Origin of the sequence: Staphylococcus sp. HMSC055C03, assembly GCF_001809385.1 — a bacterium.
Classification (GTDB): Bacteria; Bacillota; Bacilli; order Staphylococcales; family Staphylococcaceae; genus Staphylococcus; species Staphylococcus simulans.
The window spans coordinates 30,401-48,517 of record NZ_KV797486.1 but is presented as its reverse complement, the minus strand read 5'-3'; the positions used below and the strand labels follow the sequence as shown (position 1 = coordinate 48,517).

Annotated in this window: 18 protein-coding genes; 7 read left to right on the top strand and 11 right to left on the bottom strand. The window is 35.0% G+C overall.

Features of this window, described 5'->3' with window-relative positions:
* Window positions 1-4: 4 nt before the first annotated feature.
* Genes HMPREF2603_RS04590 through HMPREF2603_RS04575 form a run of 4 tightly spaced genes read right to left on the bottom strand, consistent with a single transcriptional unit; the run spans window position 5 to window position 4,132 of the window.
* Window positions 5-808, bottom strand: coding sequence for a Cof-type HAD-IIB family hydrolase (locus HMPREF2603_RS04590; protein WP_060804247.1), 804 nt, complete (start codon window positions 806-808; stop codon window positions 5-7).
* A gap of 56 nt (window positions 809-864) precedes the next feature.
* Window positions 865-1,779, bottom strand: a complete 915-nt coding sequence (gene thrB, locus HMPREF2603_RS04585) for a homoserine kinase (protein ID WP_070501960.1) — start codon at window positions 1,777-1,779, stop codon at window positions 865-867.
* Window positions 1,779-2,846 (bottom strand): threonine synthase, encoded by a 1,068-nt coding sequence (gene thrC, locus HMPREF2603_RS04580; RefSeq protein ID WP_057509855.1) that lies wholly within the window; start codon window positions 2,844-2,846, stop codon window positions 1,779-1,781. Before thrC ends, thrB begins: the two co-directional genes overlap by 1 nt.
* A 5-nt stretch (window positions 2,847-2,851) precedes the next feature.
* Window positions 2,852-4,132, bottom strand: a complete 1,281-nt coding sequence (locus HMPREF2603_RS04575) for a homoserine dehydrogenase (RefSeq protein WP_002480836.1) — start codon at window positions 4,130-4,132, stop codon at window positions 2,852-2,854.
* 192 nt (window positions 4,133-4,324) lie between these two features.
* Here HMPREF2603_RS04575 and HMPREF2603_RS04570 point away from each other — a divergent pair, with 192 nt between their 5' ends.
* Entirely contained in the window at window positions 4,325-5,701 is a 1,377-nt protein-coding gene (locus HMPREF2603_RS04570; protein WP_002480835.1) for an aspartate kinase, read from the top strand.
* Window positions 5,702-5,783: 82 nt separating this feature from the next.
* On the opposite strand, the gene HMPREF2603_RS04565 is transcribed toward HMPREF2603_RS04570, so the two are convergent.
* Together HMPREF2603_RS04565 and HMPREF2603_RS04560 are read right to left on the bottom strand one after the other, a co-directional pair.
* Window positions 5,784-6,368: a hypothetical protein gene (locus HMPREF2603_RS04565; protein WP_002480834.1), complete on the bottom strand. Its 585-nt coding sequence runs from the start codon at window positions 6,366-6,368 to the stop codon at window positions 5,784-5,786.
* 95 nt (window positions 6,369-6,463) lie between these two features.
* Window positions 6,464-6,928, bottom strand: coding sequence for a sugar phosphate isomerase family (locus HMPREF2603_RS04560; protein ID WP_060804248.1), 465 nt, complete (start codon window positions 6,926-6,928; stop codon window positions 6,464-6,466).
* Between the two features lie 192 nt (window positions 6,929-7,120).
* Here HMPREF2603_RS04560 and HMPREF2603_RS04555 point away from each other — a divergent pair, with 192 nt between their 5' ends.
* A complete protein-coding gene (locus tag HMPREF2603_RS04555; protein ID WP_002480832.1) occupies window positions 7,121-7,495 on the top strand; it encodes a transcriptional regulator, SarA/Rot family in 375 nt (124 codons plus the stop codon).
* A gap of 250 nt (window positions 7,496-7,745) precedes the next feature.
* The gene (locus tag HMPREF2603_RS04550; RefSeq protein ID WP_002480831.1) at window positions 7,746-8,606 is read left to right on the top strand and encodes a hypothetical protein; all 861 of its coding nucleotides are present in this window, start codon (window positions 7,746-7,748) and stop codon (window positions 8,604-8,606) included.
* A 41-nt stretch (window positions 8,607-8,647) separates the two neighbouring features.
* Here HMPREF2603_RS04550 and HMPREF2603_RS04545 read toward each other — a convergent pair whose 3' ends face one another.
* Window positions 8,648-9,181 carry a thermonuclease NucI gene (locus HMPREF2603_RS04545; RefSeq protein WP_002480830.1) on the bottom strand — a complete coding sequence of 178 codons (534 nt, stop codon included), beginning with the start codon at window positions 9,179-9,181 and terminating at the stop codon, window positions 8,648-8,650.
* 128 nt (window positions 9,182-9,309) lie between these two features.
* Between HMPREF2603_RS04545 and HMPREF2603_RS04540 the strand changes: the two genes are divergently transcribed.
* Window positions 9,310-9,504 carry a hypothetical protein gene (locus HMPREF2603_RS04540; RefSeq protein WP_023015265.1) on the top strand — a complete coding sequence of 65 codons (195 nt, stop codon included), beginning with the start codon at window positions 9,310-9,312 and terminating at the stop codon, window positions 9,502-9,504.
* 54 nt (window positions 9,505-9,558) lie between these two features.
* On the opposite strand, the gene cls is transcribed toward HMPREF2603_RS04540, so the two are convergent.
* Window positions 9,559-11,037 (bottom strand): cardiolipin synthase, encoded by a 1,479-nt coding sequence (gene cls / locus HMPREF2603_RS04535; protein ID WP_023015266.1) that lies wholly within the window; start codon window positions 11,035-11,037, stop codon window positions 9,559-9,561.
* Window positions 11,038-11,498: 461 nt separating this feature from the next.
* Here cls and HMPREF2603_RS04530 point away from each other — a divergent pair, with 461 nt between their 5' ends.
* Both HMPREF2603_RS04530 and glnA read left to right on the top strand, forming a co-directional pair.
* A complete protein-coding gene (locus HMPREF2603_RS04530) occupies window positions 11,499-11,864 on the top strand; it encodes a MerR family transcriptional regulator (protein ID WP_060804249.1) in 366 nt (121 codons plus the stop codon).
* Window positions 11,865-11,884: 20 nt separating this feature from the next.
* Window positions 11,885-13,225 (top strand): type I glutamate--ammonia ligase, encoded by a 1,341-nt coding sequence (gene glnA / locus HMPREF2603_RS04525; protein ID WP_002480826.1) that lies wholly within the window; start codon window positions 11,885-11,887, stop codon window positions 13,223-13,225.
* 414 nt (window positions 13,226-13,639) lie between these two features.
* Here the strand turns inward: glnA and HMPREF2603_RS04520 are convergent, their stop codons facing one another.
* Genes HMPREF2603_RS04520 through hflX form a run of 3 tightly spaced genes read right to left on the bottom strand, consistent with a single transcriptional unit; the run spans window position 13,640 to window position 16,971 of the window.
* Window positions 13,640-14,419 carry a hypothetical protein gene (locus HMPREF2603_RS04520; protein WP_060804253.1) on the bottom strand — a complete coding sequence of 260 codons (780 nt, stop codon included), beginning with the start codon at window positions 14,417-14,419 and terminating at the stop codon, window positions 13,640-13,642.
* 51 nt (window positions 14,420-14,470) lie between these two features.
* Window positions 14,471-15,709, bottom strand: coding sequence for a methionine gamma-lyase family protein (locus HMPREF2603_RS04515; RefSeq protein ID WP_060804251.1), 1,239 nt, complete (start codon window positions 15,707-15,709; stop codon window positions 14,471-14,473).
* 5 nt (window positions 15,710-15,714) lie between these two features.
* The gene (gene hflX, locus HMPREF2603_RS04510; RefSeq protein ID WP_060804252.1) at window positions 15,715-16,971 is read right to left on the bottom strand and encodes a GTPase HflX; all 1,257 of its coding nucleotides are present in this window, start codon (window positions 16,969-16,971) and stop codon (window positions 15,715-15,717) included.
* 144 nt (window positions 16,972-17,115) lie between these two features.
* On the opposite strand from hflX, the gene HMPREF2603_RS04505 reads away from it, so the two are divergent.
* Window positions 17,116-17,589, top strand: coding sequence for a glutathione peroxidase (locus HMPREF2603_RS04505; protein WP_002480822.1), 474 nt, complete (start codon window positions 17,116-17,118; stop codon window positions 17,587-17,589).
* Window positions 17,590-18,117 lie beyond the last annotated feature (528 nt).

The following is an 18,117-nucleotide window of genomic DNA, read 5'->3' as shown; positions in this document are numbered from 1 at the left end:
AAATCTATAAAATTTTCTTTAAGGCATAGACAATACCGTCTGAGTTATGATCTAACGTCACAAAATCAGCGATTTCTTTTAACGCATCACGTGCATTGCCCATTGCGACAGCATACCCTGCTTCTTCCATCATAGAATAATCATTCATACTATCACCAAATGCGATAGTCTCACTGATATCGATGCCTACTTTTTCGCATAACGCATGTAATGCATTACCTTTAGACACACCATGCGGTACAAATTCTAAGAAGAAGGGTTTACTTGTCGTCACATCGATTTGGTCGTTAAACACACCGCCAAATGCTTGAGAGAGTTCTTGAATATGTGATTCGTAGTCTACGCCCAGCACTTTCGCAACAGGATTTTGAATGAATGCTTTCAAATCATCTGTGCGATGCATAGGTAACCCTGTTAACTCAGACTCAATATTCATATACTCATGTTCACCTTCATAGATAATATGACCGTCTTGATACGTCAACACAAAGATATTATTATCGCGACAATAATCTACAATACGGTCAAAGTCTTTTTTAGAAATACTTTGTTCGGCTTCAAGCTCTCCATCTCTAACACGTGTTGTACGACTGCCGTTAAAACTGATGACATAACTATCATGCTCATGAAGATGCAAGTCTTTTGCGATCGGCAACATACCTTCTGTTGGACGTCCTGAGGCTAAAACAACATGGTATCCTTTATCTTGTAAATCAATTAAATAATTTGCAGTATCTGGACTGACTTGATTCTCTGAATTTAACAAAGTATCATCCATATCCATTACTATCATTTTATAGCTGCTCATTTGATGTGCAGTGCTCCTTTCAAGCGTATTCCATCAAATTATATCGCATTTCTTCATTAATCATAAACTTTTTCAACGATAATTCCGCTTTTATTAACTGAAATTAATTCAGATTCACAATCTGGCAACTCTTTGTTCAATCTTCTGACTAATTTACCGCTTTTAGAAGGATCAATTAATGTTAAAATCGTCGGACCTGCCCCACTGATAACTGTCGCATAAGCATGATATTCACGACCTAACGCTTTAACGCGTTGAAATTCTGGGATGAAATCTTGACGATACGGTTCATGGAACCCATCCATTTCCATCAACATACCTGCTAATTGATAATCATGCTGCATCAATGCACTTAACATCGTGTTACTGATGGCACTGTATTGAACCGCTTGTTCATGTTCAAAGCTTTTCGGCAAAACTTGTCTAGAGTCATGTGTCTTCAACTCGTAGCTTGGAATAGTGATCACGAGGTTCACGTATGGAGGTTCTATTGAAGAAATGTATGTTTCTTTTGTTTCATGATTATAAAATCCAGCAATCATCCCACCATAAATCACAGGGGCAACATTATCTGGATGTCCTTCTATTTCTGTTGCTGCTTCGACCATTTCAAATTCTGATAATTGTAAGTGACCGAAGAAATCTGCTAAATAAATACCTGCAACTAAAGCAGAAGCCGAGGACCCAAGTCCTCTGGCTAAAGGAATTTCACTCCGCATAGTGACATCTAATGGCGGCACTGACATATCATATTTCTGTTCAAGAAACTGTACAACTTGATAAATCAGATGGTGCTCATCTGTCGGTAAGCCATGCAAGTTGTCACCTTTATGATGAAAATGCCATCGATCATCTGCACTCACTTCTGCTTCAACATATAGGAACTTATTTAATGCGAGTCCGATTGAATCAAAGCCTACGCCAAGATTGGCAGTAGAAGCGGGAACTTTAAGTTTTAAACTTTCTCCCATTAATGTATAGCTCCTTTGATATATTTAATAATACTTGCTTTATCATTTGGTAAAGATTTAATCGGATTGTCTAATAATGAGATGGCAGTATCAGGGTCTTTCAAGCCATTACCAGTTAACACTGCAGTGACTGTAATATCTTTTGGTAATTTACCAGCTCTATGCAGTTTAATTAATCCAGCAATTGAAGCGTTACTTGCAGGTTCTGCAAACACACCTTCTTTAGAAGCAAGTAATTGATAAGCTTCTAAGATTTCTTCATCTGTCACACTATCAATCAAGCCGTTAGATTCATCCAAAGCTTTCACTGCTTTATCCCAACTTGCTGGGTTACCGATACGAATCGCAGTTGCGACTGTTTCAGGATTTTTAATGACTTTGTTCTGTACGATTGGTGATGCACCTTCCGCTTGGAATCCAAATAATTTCGGTAAGCCTGTTTGATGTTTATCATTAAACTCTTTGAAGCCTTTCCAATACGCAGTGATGTTACCTGCGTTACCGACTGGGATAGCTAATACATCTGGTGCTTTGCCGCCTAATTGATCGACTACTTCAAATGCACCTGTTTTTTGACCTTCGATACGGTATGGGTTAATTGAGTTAACAAGTTCAATTTCGCCTTCTTCTTTCGCAACTTCTTTAACAATTTCTAACGCTTCATCAAAGTTGCCTTCAATCGATACAATTTCTGCACCGTACATAACAGCTTGTGATAATTTACCTAAAGCGATTTTACCTTCAGGAATAACTACGATTGCTTTCAAGCCTGAACGTGCCGCATATGCAGCTGCAGAAGCTGAAGTATTACCTGTTGATGCACAAATCACTACTTTTTTACCTTCTTCTTTTGCTTTAGTGACTGCCATGACCATACCACGGTCTTTAAATGAACCTGTCGGATTGGCACCTTCAAATTTTACAAACAAGTTAATACCTAACATGTCTGATAATGTATCACAATGAATCAACGGCGTTTGGCCTTCATTTAAAGTTACATTCGGTGTGTTGTCGTTAACTGGGAGATATGCTTTGTATTCTTGTACTAAACCTTGCCATCTTTTCATTTTAATTAAACCCCTTCTACTGGATAAACTTTTTCCACTGGATATTTGCCTTGTGCTAAAATTTCATCAGCTGGAACATTGATACTTTTTACAATGACAGCTGCTGTGTTGTCATCTCGTTCAATGACATTGAGTGATTTGTGAAGCGGTAATTGTGCTTTAACTTCTTCTTCCACTCGTTTAACCGGTGCGCCATTTGTTTGTAAAACAACATAGTAACTACCTTTTTCTTTTAATTTTGTCGGTTCATCTGCGTCGATCATTTCTTTTGCATGACCTGTTTTCAATTCGAAATGCGGCGGTAAAGTATGCAAGTTAGATTCGAATTGCAGTGAAACGTTAAGTAAGTCGCTGACTACTGCACTACCTGTAGCTAAGCTACCTGCACCTTTACCATAGAACATCGTTTCTCCAACAGAGTCGCCGATAACATAAATCGCATTATATTCATCTTCAACTGATGCTAATTGATGTCTTTCATCGATTAAGGTTGGTGCAACAGATGTTTCAATAACACCATTATCAAATGTACCTTTACCGATTAATTTAATTTTATAACCAAGCGCTGTTGCGGCTTTGATATCCTCTACTGTTACTTCAGAAATACCTGTTACTTTAACTTCGTCTAAACTGATAACTCGGTTGAATGATAAGTATGTAACGATGACTACTTTACGTGCCGCATCGATACCTTCAACATCATCGGTTGGATCTGCTTCAGCAAAACCTAAACGTTGTGCCTCATCCAAAGCTTCTTTAAAGCTTGCGCCCTCTTTTGTCATCTTAGATAAAATGAAGTTGGATGTACCGTTTAAAATACCCATGAATTTACTGATGTTGTTCGCATTTAAACCATTGTTGATTGCGTTGACGATTGGAATACCGCCTGCCACACTGGCTTCGAATTTTAAAGCAACGCCATTTTCTTCTGCTAAATCTTCTAATGTGCGTAAATGAACCGCTAATAAATCTTTGTTAGCAGTAATCACATGTTTGCCCTGTTTTAATGATTTTTTCAACCACTCAACAGTAGGTTCGATACCGCCCATCACTTCAATCACAATGTCGACTTCATCATCATTTAAGATTTCATCCACATCTTCAGTCAGATGGTATTTACTGATATTTAAGGGACGTTTTTTCTTTTTATCTCTAACAAGAATATGTTTGATGTGAAGATCTTTGTGAATCGTATCTTTAATCTGTTGATGATTCTCTTCAATAATTTTAACTACTCCTGAGCCCACTGTTCCCAGACCGAGCAAAGCGATGTTTAACTTCTTCATAATTACATTCCTCCGTTTGTTCGTTCTAAAAAAACACCTGTACTATTGAAAAATACTTGATTATGGTTTAGTATAAATTCATTCATCAAAATTGTAAAGTTCAAAAAATTTGGAATATGTTGAAATTTTAGCATTTTTCACCCAAAAAACAAAGCAGTATATTATTAAGATTGATAGAAAGGTTGATTAAATATGAAAGTAGCTAAATTTGGCGGTAGTTCCGTCGCTTCAGCAAGCCAAATTCAGAAAGTGTTAAACATCATCAATAGCGATGACGAAAGAAAAATAATCGTTGTGTCTGCTCCTGGTAAAAGACATTCTGAAGATATTAAGACAACAGATTTGTTGCTTAGGCTTTATGAAAAAAGTGTAGCAAAATTAGATTATCAAAATAAAAAGGAAGAAATTATCGAACGTTATGCAGATATCATCCGTGATTTAAACATGGACGAAAATATTTTAACAGAATTCGATGATATTCTTGAACAGCGTATCAAAGCCAACCAAAGCAATCCGCCTCGTTTAAAGGATGCATTACTTTCTTGTGGTGAAGACTTTAACGCTCGCTTAATCGCGCAATATAATAACGCTCAAGGTGTTCCAACTACATATGTGTCTCCTTTAGACGCAGGTATTACCGTAACCAACACGCCTCAATTTGCTCAAATCTTAGAAGAATCTTATGATAAAATTTACAATCTAAGAAAAATTGAAGGAAAAATTATCGTTCCAGGTTTCTTCGGTTACTCGAAACAAGGTAATGTTGTCACTTTCCCTCGCGGCGGTTCTGATATCACTGGTGCAATCTTGGCACGCGGTGTACGCGCAACGTTGTATGAAAACTTTACAGATGTTTCAGGTATCTATCGTGCAAATCCGAACTTAATCAAAAACGCTGAAATTATGGAAGAAGTAACATATAGCGAAATGCGTGAACTTTCATATGCAGGCTTTAGTGTTTTCCACGACGAAGCCCTTCAACCTGTACAAAAAGAACGTATTCCAGTCGTTATTAAAAATACAAATCGTCCTGAAGATCCAGGTACTTTCATCAGATACGACCGTGAAATTAAACCAGACCACTTGATTACAGGTATTAGCTGTGACAAAGGCTTTACAGTCATTAACGTACGTAAATACTTAATGAACAGACAAGTTGGTTTCACACGTAAAATATTATCAGTACTTGAAGACTACAATATCTCATTTGACCATATGCCTTCTGGTATTGATAACGTCAGTATTATCATGCGAACACATCAAATTCGCGGCAAAGAAACAAAAGTGTTAAATGAAATTCGTAAACAATGTGATGTTGATGAATTAGGTATTGATAACGACTTAGCTGTGATGATGGTTGTTGGTTTAGGTATGAACCAAATGGTCGGTACTGCCAATATGATTACATCTGCACTCGCAAAAGCGAATATTAACCTGAAAATGATCAACCAAGGTGCGTCTGAAATTTCAATGATGTTCGGTATCAGCGTTAAGGATGCTGACGATGCCGTACGTGCAGTATATGATGGAAGTTGTGCCCATGCGAAAGAAAATTTACAATTAAAATAATCTGAATTTAAACAATATTTAGTTAAAATTTAAAGATATAAAAATACAAGAGTGTTGCGACTAAGCAACGCTCTTGTTCTTTTTACGATGCGTATAATGCATCATGTAGACGTTCTTCACCTACGACCACGCGTAACATAACGAATTGATAATAACTCAATGCATCAATCACAGCTTTGTTGTTAAAACTACTGCGATGTACTGAAGGTTGCAGCAACTCATACATCAGAACGATTTCTGGTTTAATATAATCAACGCCCCAAGGTAAAGAATGGAAATAAATATGTTTTTCAGGCAATCGAATGTTGTGGTTGAATCTAAACATCCACTCTTTGTTATGTACATCATAAATATAAATAGTCATAATTCTTTGCCCATGTATTTCTACTTCTAAATGTGTTAGTTGAGAGAATTTCGTATCTCTTAATTTTTCACTGACATTCCCTTCTGAATCTATGTATCGAATACGATAATTATCCGGGATATTCTTTAAAACTTTAGTAAGGTTCTTACGTTTTACGCAAATATCTACTGTATCGTTAATAATAAATTCATTTTTCAAGAATAAAAGTTTTGCAGTCTCTCCGAAAAATTTGATTTCATCATTGGTATTCTCTATTAATCTATCAACCAAGAAATTTAAATCTTCATTATTAGACTTTTGCATTCTGACACCTCCTACTAGTAAGCGCTTACAATAATGGTTATATTTTCTCTCTATTCATATTCATTTTAGCGTGTGTTTCACTACTTGTCTATCATTTAATTTACATATCCGATATGAATATAACGCTGATTTGATTCTATAAAATCAGGATAATTAACGACAAAACTGTGTCGCGCTTGTTGGATCAACGTTTTTTGCAATGCCCCTATTTCTGAATGCACTTGATATAAACTACCTTGTTCATCTATGTAACTCGCTGCGCATAAATAGACATCTATTTGAAGGGTTTTAAATGATTCCACCATTGTATCACCAGTAATAATATGTAAGCTTGAATCCACTTTACCTGGCGCAAAAATTATATTCGAAAAAGTATTTTGACACACATATTGCATAATATCAGTGGAAAATGTGACAACAGAAACATGTCTCTCCTGTTCAGCCAAACAGTCTAAGACATAATAAGAGATAGGATGATTATCTAATGCGATAACTGCATTAGGAGGAATATTATTATAAAAGTCTGATAAATCTGTTTTATTCTTTATAATAGAGAACAATTTTTAAACTCCTTTTGTTATACCAAGTAACCCTATTGGATTTATAAACTTTATTTTCATTCGTTAATTGAATTTTTAAAAATAGATACAATAATTTAAGTTAAAACTAAAGAATATCTCTTTTCAAAGTATAACTTTTTTATTATAATAATGTAGACGCAAGATATTATAAATACAACACGAGGTGAAATCATGTATTCTGAAAAAACACAGTCTACAGAATCGATTTTTTACTATGAATTGCATCGAAAAGAATTAATTAAAGCTTTGAAGCAGGAATATAACTTACGTTTCAACGATTTATTATTTTTAAAACACATTTTAGATCGTCAAAAGAAACTTATCCCTCTTCTTGAAGTGAAACACGGTATGAATTTCAGTTTAATGGAAATTCATAAATCGTTCAGCACATTAACGGAAATGAAAATCATCGGCAAGCAACGCTGCATCGATGATGAACGAAAAGTTTTCATTACTATTACAAGCGCACAAACGAAAAAAGCATTGAAACTGCTTGAGGAATTTGACGCTTTACAAAAATCTATCTTACAAGATACAAAAGCGTAATAGTTTTTAAGATATTTCATTGATTCCCAAGCTGAGTTGAAACCAAACACTTAAAATTGAATTTAACGATTAAAGTTCCAGACACATTTCCTACATATTCGTCTGGAACTTTTTTAGTATTATCATAATATGTCATAAATGTTACATTAATATTTTGTTAAGACTTTATTATTGATTTTTACCACTAAGAGTTAGATTATTAGGGTATGTTTAAATTTAACTACTTTTTATTGAGTAAGGAATGATAGGTATGTATTTAATATTACTTCTAGTTGCTGTCATCGTGATTTTGGCCATTGCGCTTGTTGTATCACGCAGCTTAATGCAGCACCGACTAGATACAGAGATTTATTCAAAAAATCAACTTGTAAGCAAGGTCAACACCTTACGTACAGAAGTCGCATCATTGAAAAATCAAATCATTAATGATGGTACACAACAACATCATTATGGTGTACGCAAAGCTAAACAATCTATCGAGAAAGTTATGCAAAGCTTAAAAGAAAATGGAGAAGTTAAGTTTTATCATATTGTTTCAACAGGCAATGTTGCTGTTAAACATCCACTCTTCGATTTCTTGCGTACTTTTGATTATGTAGTCATCACAGATAAAGGGTTGTTAAATATCGACGTGAAGAACTGGAAAGAAAAAACATTTTATCATTTCAGTGCTGAACCTGAAAAACCTATTGATACAAATGTAGAAGATATTGATCAAATTATCGGGCATTACATCGCAGATCAATATCAAAGTCAATTCCAGTCAACAAGAGAAGATATTTATACGTTCACTGAAAAAGTCAAAAGCAACAGTGTCACTTTTGATTTCTATGACTATGACCCGTACCTTACAGCTTCTGTGAACTCTAAAGAACTAAAAGATGCTTACGAAAAGAACTTCAATCAAAAAATTTCAAGTGTCGGTTTAGTATACTTTAGTGACGGTTCTGTAAATATCATTGATGGTCCGACTGAACGTCAAAAATATGTTGAGACCGCAACTTCTAAGCATGACTTAAAAGATGCGATTCGCAATATATTTATGCAGTCAAAACATGAAATCACTGAACAAGATTGCGAAAAGATTCTGGGCTACATCAATCAACCTTAATTAAAATAACGGACAAGCACATTCAGCTTGTCCGTTATTTTTTAACTCCAAATATTTAAATGTTTTTGTTTCGCTTCTCGTTCAGCATCTTTAAGCACATCTCGGTACTTGCCATTCGGCGCAAAGTACTTTTCACGTGCAAGTCCTTGTTTAACTAATTCTTCGTTAAACATATGGTTCTCATCTAACCAAACATAAGCTAAATAGCGGCCATATTGATCTTTCGGCTCTTTATCAAATTCTAAATAAACCTTTTGGTTATTTAAATGCTTCTTGGTATAGTTTGAAGCCTCTTTCCCGTACGGTTGTACAGGTGTATTAGGTTTAACTGTTTCTGGTGTATCCATACCAATCATTCTGACTTTAATTTCACGATTATCTTTATCTGTTGCGATAAAGGTGTCACCATCAATAACACGTTTGACAGTAACCGCTTCTTTATCCCCCATCGATGTCGACGCTTGTTCTCCACCGCTTTGTTTAAAGGGACCTGAATGATTAAAATATTGGAAACCTAAAACAATTACAGCAATCACTGCAATTACAATGATTGACGACATAGACTTACGTTTCAAAAATTTTCACCTGCTTTGATTAAAGTTATCACCGACTCATCATACCTATTTTTTCATAGGTGCGTCAATTCTCTGATGCACAAAAATTTGGTATGATAGAAACAAGGAATTTGATGAGGAGGCGCGCTATGCAAGCCATTAAAGAAAATATTGTAACGATTGTTGCCGTTGCAGTCGCAATTATCGTCGGCTTGATTTTGCAATATGTATATGAGTTTCCATTACTAGTCACAGCAATTATTGGCATCTTAATGGGAATGCTCGTCGGTTTTATTTTATTTATCATCCAGCAGAATCGAGATAAACACAATAAAAGAAAATAACACAGTATAAATAAACTCGGAAATGAGACAGCTCACTTCCGAGTTTTTCTTATCTTATAAAATTGGTGTAATCAGTTTTGAGAAGCCCTCTTTCATTTTAATCCAGAATGAACGATTCGCATAACGTGCTTTCGTTAATTCTGTTGAAAGTGTGATATCATGTTCAAACGCTTTACGTAACTCTGTAGCGATTTCTTTGTTATACATAAAAGCGTTGACTTCAAAGTTTAATTCAAAGCTTCTGAAGTCCATGTTGGCTGAACCGACACTAGCGACTTCATCATCAATTACCATCGTTTTAGAATGGATAAACCCATTATTATACGTATAGATTTTGACACCTGAGTCTAATAGCTCTGCCGCATGATAATATGTTGCCCAGTATACAAACGGATGGTCAGGCATATCAGGAATCATCAAGTGAATGTCTACTCCTGAATTTGCGGCCATCTTCAACGCATTGATATAAGAATTATCTGGAATGAAGTAAGGACTCTGCATATAAATCGATTTTTTAGCTGAGTTAATCATTTTTGTATAGCCGAATTCAATTTCATGCCAGTTATCATCAGGGCCGCTTGAACAAATCTGAACAGAAGCTTCCCCTACATCTTCTTTCACTGGGAAGTATTTAGGTTTATATGGCAACGTTTGACGTTTAGATTGAGAATTCCAATCCAACATAAAGCGTAATTCTAACGCATCCACTGCAGAACCTTTAATTCTGACATGTGTATCTCTCCAATAACCGAATTTTTTACTTAAGCCTAAGTATTCATCTCCAACGTTGAAACCACCGATGTAACCGATTTGACCGTCAATTACAACAATCTTTCTATGGTTACGGTTATTAATTCTGAAGTTGATTAACGGCAGTTTGCTTGCGAAGAAAGCTTCAACTTGCCCACCAAGCTTTCTAAAACGCTTGAATTGGCGCAAGGTTAACTTTTTCGAGCCAATATCATCATATAATAATAAGACCTCTACACCCGCTTCTAAACGCTCTTCTAAAGCATCAATAATGCGATGGCCTAAACCATCTAATTCAAATACATAATACTCTAAGTGGATAAAAGACTCCGCTTTTTTAATATCTTCAATCATTTGATCGTATAATTTATGGCCATCGACAAACACATCGATATCATTACCTTCTGTTAAGAAAGCAGGTTGTCTCGTTAACAGCATATTTACTAAGTCATGATGTTTTTGAACTATTTCATTATCACTTTGTATCTGATCTTGTTGAACTTGGTAACGTTGTTCATTGATAATATCATCAAATTGTTCTATATCTTTTCTGTAATCTTTGTATAACTTTTTCTTTGATACGCCTCTTCCAAATAAAATGTATAAGAAGAAACCTAACACTGGTGCGATAAATAAAATAAACAACCAAGCCCATGTGGCACTTGTCGACCTATTTTTCAAGAAGATGATATTAAAGGCAACAATCAAATTCAAGATTGTGAATAAGATAAATATGCCTAGCAATATATCACCTAGTAATCCTGGTACGTAAAAGGCTATCATTGTCTCAACTCCATTCTTGCGATTCATTTTAAACTCTTACATTGATTTAATGGTAAGTTAAAACGTCTATCATTTAATATAAATAAGATAAAACTATTTTAACATTTATAATCGCTTAAGACATCATATAAACAACTGAAATATCAGTACTTGAGTACGTCTGATTTCACATTTCATTTAGTCAGATGTTTATGTCTAACGCAACTTAGGTATAATTTTACATAGAGAAAGTCATAGTAGATTCTCTCTTATTTAAGTAAAAACACAGTGAATCGGAACGAAAATGTGAAATATTTTTGAATGGTTCGTGTTTTAATTTGTTAGAATTATCAGAAAAGACATGTTGAACCCTTGATATATAAGGCTTTTTATACTGATGTCAGGAAACCTTACATATTTTTGTAATTTCGGTTTATTTGTGATAAGTTAATAACAAGTTCAAAAATAGAGGTGATGGAGAAATGTCAAATGATGCACTTCGCAGAAACATGGCCGTCTTCTCTATGAGTGTCGTAAATCAATTGACTGAGCTAACACCAAGACAGGTACGGTATTACGAAGCACATGGACTCGTTAAACCAGAGAGAACACCCGGTAACAAAAGATTATTTTCGATGAATGATTTAGATCGCCTGTTAGAAATCAAACACCTATTAGAAAAAGGGTTTAACCTAAAAGCAATCAAACAAATCATTTATCAAGATAATCAACATTTGTCTACTGATGAAAAAGCCATCAGAAAACACGTTATCGTTGAAGCAACACAGAAACCGCAACAGGAAGCTATCCCGATAAATCGAGGCGACCTATCTCGTTTTATCAAATAATTCACTGGAGGATTTAAAACATGGCAAAACGTACATTTACAAAAGATGACATCCGCAGATTTGCTACTGAAGAAAACGTAAGATATTTACGCTTGCAATTCACTGACATTTTAGGAACAATCAAAAATGTTGAAGTACCTGTAAGTCAATTAGAAAAAGTATTAGATAATGAAATGATGTTCGACGGATCTTCAATCGAAGGTTTCGTTCGTATTGAAGAATCAGATATGTATTTACACCCTGACTTAGACACTTGGGTTATCTTCCCTTGGACAGCAAGTCAAGGTAAAGTTGCACGTTTAATCTGTGACGTATACGGTACAGATGGTAAACCATTCGCTGGTGACCCACGTACTAACTTGAAACGTGTCTTAAACGAAATGGAAGAATTAGGCTTCACTGATTTCAACTTAGGGCCTGAACCAGAATTCTTCTTATTCAAATTAGATGAATATGGCGAACCAACATTAGAATTAAATGACCATGGCGGTTACTTTGACTTAGCTCCTACTGACTTAGGTGAAAACTGCCGTCGTGATATCGTATTAGAATTAGAAGACATGGGCTTTGACATTGAAGCCAGCCACCACGAAGTTGCGCCTGGCCAACATGAAATCGACTTCAAATACGCAGATGCCATCACTGCATGTGATAACATCCAAACTTTCAAACTTGTTGTTAAAACAATTGCACGTAAACATAACTTACATGCGACATTTATGCCAAAACCATTATTTGGTGTAAACGGAAGCGGTATGCACTTCAACGTTTCTTTATTCAAAGGTAAAGAAAATGCATTCTTCGATCCAAATGGTCGTGACCAAATGACTGAAGAAGCTTACCAATTCATCGCAGGTATCTTGAAAAACGCACGTGGATTCACTGCTGTATGTAACCCATTAGTAAACTCATACAAACGTTTAGTTCCAGGTTACGAAGCACCATGTTATATCGCTTGGAGTGGTAAAAACCGTTCTCCATTAGTACGTGTCCCAACTTCACGTGGTTTATCTACACGTGTAGAAGTTCGTTCAGTTGACCCAGCAGCTAACCCATACATGGCTTTAGCAGCAATCTTAGAAGCTGGTTTAGACGGTATCAAAAACAAACTTAAAGTTACTGAACCTGTAAACCAAAATATCTATGAAATGAACCGTGACGAACGTGAAGCAATCGGTATCGAAGATCTTCCTTCAACACTTTACACAGCATTAAAAGCAATGCGTGAAAACAAAATTGTTAAAGATGCTTTAGGTTCACACATTTATAATCAATTCATCAACTCTAAATCAATTGAGTGGGATTACTATAGAACACAAGTATCTGAGTGGGAACGCGAACAATACATGAAATTGTATTAATCACTACGCACACAGGTGCTAAACAATAGGGATAAAAAAAAGAGGCCGACTGGCCTCTTTTTTGTTGCTATCTTAATCTTTTATTGCGTTTTATCTTACCAAGTATATACAAAATGAAAGAAACTGCTACCATATATATTCCTAACACCGAATAGAAAAATACAGGTCCTAAAGATTTACTTGCTTCAAAACACAACAACATCATTAATGATAAGACAAATAATAAGGTACGATAAGTCAGAACCATAACGTTCTCCTCCACTTCGTTGATTCATGTACCTTCTTTTTCTCTCACATGTTCATTTTTATTATATCTTTTATTTTTTAAATTTCATATACTTCATAGTATTTTTTCTGTGTTTTCAAAAAAACACCCCGATAGTTAGATTTAAGACCTAACTTTTAGGGTGCACATCATTGAGTTCGTTTATTAATAATAGCTTGTATGTATATAGCTATTAATATTTCTTTTTTTACATTTCCACAAATTAAATGTAAGTGATGTTGTTCTCCTCGTTTTTTCGTTGTTTGGTTTTTTGAAAAATCAAATAAGCTTCTATCAGCAACTAATAATACTTCATTACGACTATTTAAAATCGTTGTCTTTTTGCTAAAATATGAACTTTTCATTAAAAGCTGTTCTGAACCATAATTCATCTGATATGGAAGTTGTTGTTTTCCTCCACTATCTAAAAATCTTTTCATTTCAAAAGTACCGATCTGTTTATCATTCATATAAACATTATATTTAGGTCTTATTTCTAATATCTTTTTTGGTATTACTTTCACATTAATATTTTCAGAGTTTAAAAAAATGCTGTAAATTGGTTGAAAACCAAATATACTTATTAATTTATGGAAGTTATTATAAAAGACTGTGGTGTATGTCATATTATTCTCACCATATATATGAATGGTTTGTTTATCTACAGTATATAAAGGCGTTTGAAAAAAATATTCGTTTTCATTTAATTTAATTGATGATCTTAAACTGCTATTTAAAGAAGAGTATCTACTTTGCATTATCTTTCTAAAAACAACTAACCCAATAATTATAAGTGTGACAGCACCCCATAAAGACCAAGCAACCCAAAGAGGAACGTTAAATAGTAATTTTCCACTTAATAACAATAAGATTGTATTTATTATATTAAAAATTAAAAGTACAATCCATAAAAACATTTCGCGAAACATTGCCAATAGGAAACCTCTCCAAGCCTAAAAAATATGTCGACTTTTTATTTTTTAGATAAGACCTTCTTCATTCATTTGTTGAACAGCTCTTGTGACTGCCAACTTAACATGTTCATACGTTAAGCCGCCTTGAACATAAGCTTCATATGGCGGTCTGATTGGACCATCTGCTGAAAGTTCAATAGATGAACCTTGTACGAATGTCCCAGCTGCCATAATCACATCATCTTCATAGCCCGGCATATAACTTGGCTCTGGACTGAAGTGTGCGTTGATAGGTGAAGCGGCTTGAATACATTGGCAGAAGCGAATCATTTGTTCTGCTGTATCAAATTGAACAGTTTGAATTAAATCCGTTCTTGGTGTATCAAATGCCGGTACAGTATTCATGTTTAATTTCGTTAGAAATAAACTTGTAAATAATGCACCTTTCAAGCTTTGACTAACCACATGTGGCGCTAAGAAGAAGCCTTGATACATGCTTGGCAGCTCAGTTAAAGAAGCTCCGGCTTCTTTTCCAATACCTGGTGCAGTCAAACGATAACCGCAACGTTCAATTAAATTTGTTTTACCAACAATGTAGCCGCCGATACGTGCCAAACCGCCACCTGGATTTTTAATAAGTGAACCTGCCATGATATCTGCACCTGCTTCAATCGGCTCTTCATCTTCTACAAACTCTCCATAGCAATTATCTACAAAGACAATCACATCAGGATGTTCTGCTTTGATATCAGCCACTGCACGTTTAATTTCATCCACCATAATTGATGGGCGTTGATCATAACCTTTAGAACGTTGTATTGCGATCACTTTTGTATGGTCATTTATCGCATTCAGTACTGCAGGAACATCAATTTGTCCAGTTTCTGTTAAAGCGACTTCGTTATATAATACGCCATTCTCTTTTAAACTGCCGATACCATTACCATTGACACCGATGACTTCTAACAGTGTGTCGTAAGGGCTGCCGGTAATATATAATAATTCATCACCATGTTTTAGATTGGCTTGTAAAGCGACAGTAATCGCATGCGTACCAGAAATAATTTGCGGTCTGACTAACGCATCTTCAGCTTTAAACGTATGCGCATAGATTTCTTCTAAATGGTCACGACCGATGTCGTCATAACCATAACCTGTTGTCCCTTGCAAATCAGATTCTGTCGCTTTAACTGCGTGAAAGGCATCTAACACTTTGGCTTGATTACGATAAGCGCAAGCTTCAATTGTTTTAAAATAAGGTTGTAATTCTGTTTCTGTTTCTTGAATAATTTGTTCTAAATCCATGGTGCTTACTTCTCTCCATTTTCTTCTGCTTTTCTTCTATAACCTTCTACTTCATAACTTTCATTTTCTTCGTTAAATTCAAGTTTATGAATCAACGTATGACGTTTTAAGAAGTATAGACGATCTGCATCATCTGCAGGAACTGTCTCTTCATAAGGTTCCATTTGTTTTTCTACTTGGTCTATTAATAACTGTCTTACTTTTTCTTCATCCGCTTCATCACGTGCTGAAACATATACATTCGGCAATTGAGATGCAGGGGTTGGTCCTTCGTTCAAGTCTTTCTTATTAAAGATGACTGCTTGTGGAATCTTATCCATATCTAAATCGCCAATGATACGGTTAACCGTATCATACTGCGTACGATATTCTTCATTACTTGCGTCAACAACGTGAAGTAGTAAATCCGCATCGCGCGCTTCTTCTAATGTGGATTTAAATGCGGCAATTAACGTAGTCGGTAACTTCTGAATAAAACCAACTGTATCAGAGATAATTAAATGATAACCATCATTCACTTGGATTTGGCGTGTTTTCGGATCCAATGTAGCGAATAAAATATCTTTTTCATAAGTAGATTCATCCGCTAAAATATTAAACCAAGTTGATTTACCAGCGTTCGTATAACCTACTAAAGCTACTTGGAACACATGATTTTGTCTACGTTTAGAACGATAGCGTTCACGATGTTCGACTACAGTTTGAAGTTGGTGTTTGATTTCATTCATACGGCGACGAATATGACGTCTGTCTGTTTCTAATTTTGTTTCACCAGGACCTCTTGTTCCGATACCGCCACCAAGTCTAGATAAACTTTTACCATGACCTTGCAGACGTGGCATTAAATAATCAAGTTGTGCTAATTCAACTTGCAGTTTACCTTCCTTACTGCTTGCGCGCATCGCGAAAATTTCTAATATTAATTGGGTTCTATCTATAATTTTAATACCTAAATTATCATTCAGACTTTTAGATTGTGCAGTTGTCAGTTCATCATTGGCTACAACGACATCGACATCATACATTTCTACATAATCTTTAATTTCTTGTAATTTACCTTTACCAACATACGATTTATCTTCAATGCGGTCTTTTTGTTGTGTAATTTCACCTAAAACATCTAATCGGCATGTTTCAGCAAGTGCTTTTAATTCATCCATGGTTTCACGGAAATCGAATTGTTTTTCATCATATGCATCGACCCCGATTAATAATGCTTTTTCTACCGCTTCTTCTGTATCAAATATTCTCTCTTGAGGCAAAAATGTATCCTCCTTAAATTCATTTTACGGTCATTTTGAATGTTTATTCAATCTACTAGTAATCTATTCCATTTTATCATAGAGCATATCTAAAGACTATTCAGGCGAAATGTGTTAAGTTTGGGACATCGAGGTGAAGAAAACATGAGCATATATGATATTGAAGTTACAAAAACCGATGGCACAACCTATCAACTAGATCAATACAAAGGAAAGGTCATGTTAATCGTCAACACAGCGAGTCAATGTGGCTTTACGCCACAGTTTGAAGGCTTGCAAGAGCTTTACGAACAATACCAAGATCAAGGCTTTGTCGTATTAGGATTCCCTTGTAACCAATTTGGCAAGCAAGAACCTGGTAACGGTCAAGAAGCCATGCAAAATTGTAAAATTAATTATGGGGTAACTTTCCCAATGCACGAAAAAATTAAAGTGAACGGACCTGAACAACATCCACTTTATCAATACTTAACAGAACAACAAGATGGATTTTTCAATAGTAAAATCAAATGGAATTTCACTAAATTCTTAATAGATAGAGATGGCAATGTAGTCAATCGTTTCTCACCACAAAAAAATCCAAGTCAAATCAAATCAGATATCGAAGAACTATTATAATGAACAATAAAGACCGTCTTATAACCATGTACTATATGATTAAAAGACGGTCTTTTTATGTATTGAATGATTAAAAAAGCAACGACTATGCATTAAGTTGTATCACTTAATACCAGACGCTGCTCTTCGTGTTTTTTACCTATACCAATTAATTAAATAAATAAATTTGTACTAAAACTCAGTTCAACATGATTCATCTATTGTGAGATTATATGCAATCTAACCGTTACATGATGTTTTTTCCTGATGATTGGGTTTTAGAATTAAACAAACGAACAAATTACTCAACCACTGATGGTTCTTGTGTGAATGTGCTGATCGCATGTTTGTAAATTAAATGATTTTTGCCTTGTGAGAATACTTTTTAATTTCATAGATTATTAAAATCCCTTAACCATGCGGTTTATAGCTTATTGCACTTTCATAGACTATCATAGTTTTTCAAAGTTTAGGGACTTTTTAGGGACTTTAGGGACCTTGGGTCTTGTTATGTATTCTACTTCATTCTAAAAGATCATAATTCTAAAA